Annotated in this window: 4 protein-coding genes; all 4 read left to right on the forward strand. The window is 44.2% G+C overall.

Annotated features, from left to right (window positions below; all coding sequences use genetic code 11):
- On the forward strand, positions 1 to 1,373 hold a 1,373-nt coding region (locus AB4496_RS18550; RefSeq protein WP_372131589.1), incomplete at its 5' end, for a proline--tRNA ligase.
- Positions 1,374 to 1,561: 188 nt separating this feature from the next.
- On the forward strand, positions 1,562 to 2,251 hold the full coding sequence (locus tag AB4496_RS18555; protein ID WP_009847435.1) for a tellurite resistance TerB family protein: 690 nt from the start codon (positions 1,562 to 1,564) through the stop codon (positions 2,249 to 2,251).
- A 187-nt stretch (positions 2,252 to 2,438) separates the two neighbouring features.
- Positions 2,439 to 2,642 carry a YaeP family protein gene (locus AB4496_RS18560; RefSeq protein ID WP_009847436.1) on the forward strand — a complete coding sequence of 68 codons (204 nt, stop codon included), beginning with the start codon at positions 2,439 to 2,441 and terminating at the stop codon, positions 2,640 to 2,642.
- 1 nt (position 2,643) lies between these two features.
- Positions 2,644 to 2,835, forward strand: a complete 192-nt coding sequence (locus tag AB4496_RS18565; protein ID WP_009847437.1) for a DUF4250 domain-containing protein — start codon at positions 2,644 to 2,646, stop codon at positions 2,833 to 2,835.
- Positions 2,836 to 3,131 lie beyond the last annotated feature (296 nt).

A 3,131-nucleotide genomic window follows, 5' to 3' on the forward strand; every position in this document is an offset into this window, starting at 1 on the left:
CGAGCCTAGTACGTAACGAGATCAGCTCTTACAAACAGCTACCTCTAAACCTGTACCAAATCCAGACTAAATTCCGTGATGAACGCCGCCCTCGTTTTGGCGTAATGCGTGCTCGTGAATTCTCTATGATGGATGCGTACAGCTTTGATATCGATAAAGAAGGCTTAGAAAAGTCTTACCAAGCGATGCACGATGCTTACTGTAAAGCATTTGACCGCATGGGCCTTGAGTACCGTCCAGTATTAGCAGACTCTGGCGCAATCGGTGGCAGCGGCTCTCAAGAATTCCACGTTCTTGCTGAAAGCGGCGAAGACCTAATCGCATTCTCTTCAGAATCTGATTACGCAGCGAACATCGAGAAAGCAGAAGCACTAGCTCCAACGACTGAAGCGGCAGCGCCAACTCAAGAGATGGAACTGGTTGATACGCCAAACGCAAAAACAATCGCAGAACTTGTAGAGCAACACGGTTTAGCAATCGAGAAGACAGTTAAGACTCTATTCGTTAAAGCTTCTGATGAAGTAAATGCAGACATCATCGCGCTAATCATCCGTGGTGACCACGAGCTTAACGAAGTGAAAGCAGAGAACCTTCCACAGGTTGCTACTCCACTAGAGATGGCTTCTGAAGAAGAAATCCGTGCACTTGTTGGTGCAGGTCCTGGTTCACTTGGCCCTGTTGGTCTAGAGCTACCATTCATCGTTGACCGCTCTGTTGCTGTAATGAGCGACTTCGGTGCTGGTGCAAACGTAGACGGTAAGCACTACTTCGGTATTAACTGGGGTCGTGACGTTGAGCTTGCTCAAGTTGAAGACCTACGTAACGTAGTTGAAGGCGACCTTAGCCCATGTGGTCAAGGTACCATCCAACTTAAGCGCGGTATAGAAGTTGGTCACATCTTCCAACTAGGTAATACTTACTCTAAAGCAATGAACTGTAACGTGCTTGGTCCTGATGGTAAGAGCGTAATCCTAGAAATGGGTTGTTACGGTATCGGTGTTTCACGTGTTGTTGCATCTGCTATCGAGCAAAACCACGATAAATTCGGTATCACTTGGCCAGACGCACTAGCACCATTCCAAGTTGCTATCGTACCAATGAACATGCACAAATCTGAGCGCGTTAAAGAAGCCGCTGAGAAGCTATACGCTGAATTAACGGCTATGGGAATCGAAGTACTATTTGATGACCGTAAAGAGCGCCCAGGTGTTATGTTTAAAGATATCGAGCTAGTGGGTATCCCTCACACTATCGTCATCGGTGATCGCAGCATGGACGAAGGTAACTTCGAATACAAAAACCGTCGTACTGGTGATAAAGAAGCAATCGCTATGGACACGGTTATCGAGCACCTTACAGCTCAACTAGCTTAGTAATCCGATTACTCGCTAGATATACATTGAAAGGCTGCCATTAGGTGGCCTTTTTTGTGCCTGTCGTTTCTCTTCAAACTCCCTTCTATTTATCACCAGAGTAAATAACGTAAGTTAATCCCCTGTTCATCTTTAAATCCGTATATTGGTTCATCAACTCTTTAGACACGATTACATTGGAGGTATCGATGGATATCAAAAGCTTACTTAACCAAGCACTTAAGTCAGATCTCGTAAAACAAGGTACTCAGAAGCTTTCCCAAGGCTCTTCAAGTTTAAGTGGCCTAACTCAAGGCGGCAGTGGTAAGAATATCAACAAAAGCACGCTCGGAGCCTTCGGCGCTGGCGCAGTGGGCGGCGGACTCTTAGGTGCGTTAATGGGCTCTAAGAAAACCAATAAAATGGGTAAGAAAGCCGCTGGTATTGGTGGCGCTGCGGCACTTGGCGCACTCGCTTACAAGGTCTATAACGACTATCAGTCTAAACAAGGCCAAGCACCGAATTCCGAACAAGCTCAATTTGATGAGACCGATTCAAACCATAGCGTACTGATTCTAAGATCAATGATTGCTGCGTCCAAAGCTGACGGGCATGTTGATGAAGAAGAGATGGCTAAGATTGAACAAGCCGTCGAGAACATGGGCGCCGATTATCAGCTGACTAAATTGGTGTCTGAAGAATTGCACAAGCCACTCGATCCAAGCGAAATTGCTCAATTAGCAACGTCACCTCAACAAGCGAGTGAGATCTACTTAGCCTCTTTGATTGTAGCGGATGAGCAGAACTTTATGGAGAAGGCTTACCTCAAAGAGTTAGCAAAGCAGCTCAACTTAGCTGATGAGGTCACTTATCAGCTTGAACAGCAGATCTCTAGTTAAGCGGTAATTATCAGGCGAATCAGTAAATATCACGCTAAGTAACAAGTTAGCAAAGTGATACATTGAGCATCAACAGAATGAGATATTGAGCAAGAACAAACTAACTCGGAACTTAGTCAGATCCACTTTGTTTTTGCTTATCTCTATGTGTATATTGAGATCAGTTATCATTTGGTTAGGTATAAAAATGAAAGTATACGATTGTTGTGATTTGGTGCGTGAACTGTATTCTCAAATTGGCAGTGGCGACCAAGGCTATATCCCTAAAGCGATCACCTGCGCGGTAAAAACATTGAACGACCTTGCTGCAGATGAATCTCTTCCTAAAGAAGCAAGAGATCGTGCTGCATTTGCCGCAGCGAATCTACTGATCTCAGATTTCGAGGACTAATATGAACCTCGCTAACTTTGAAAAGATGGATCCTGTGATGTTGATGAGCATCGTCAACATGAAACTGCGTGACGATTTCGGCGGTGACTTGGATCGAGTAGTCAACTTCTATGAAATCGACAAAGCGGCATTGACTGCAAAACTTGCGTCTGCCGGTTTTGAGTTTCTTCCTGAAGCAAAACAGTTTCGATAATCATTTAGAACAAACTTAAATTTTAAAGACCAACCTCTGTGTTGGTCTTTTTGTTTCTAGGGCAGGCTAAACACGAATAAACTTATTATAAATTATCTGTTTGTACCTATACTTTTATATCCTAGAGTCAGCCAACACTCCTTGAATCAAAGCGTGTTGTTGTATAGGCTACTCCAAACAGCATATAAAACTCATCACCAAATTCGATGATATCGAAGGACTAACAATGAAAAGACTCGGACTTTTAGCCGTTATCGCAGCCGTATTTACCGCAGGTTGTGCTTCAAATACTCAAC

Origin of the sequence: Vibrio sp. 10N.222.46.A1 (genome assembly GCF_041473595.1) — a bacterium.
GTDB lineage: Bacteria > Pseudomonadota > Gammaproteobacteria > Enterobacterales > Vibrionaceae > Vibrio > Vibrio tasmaniensis_A.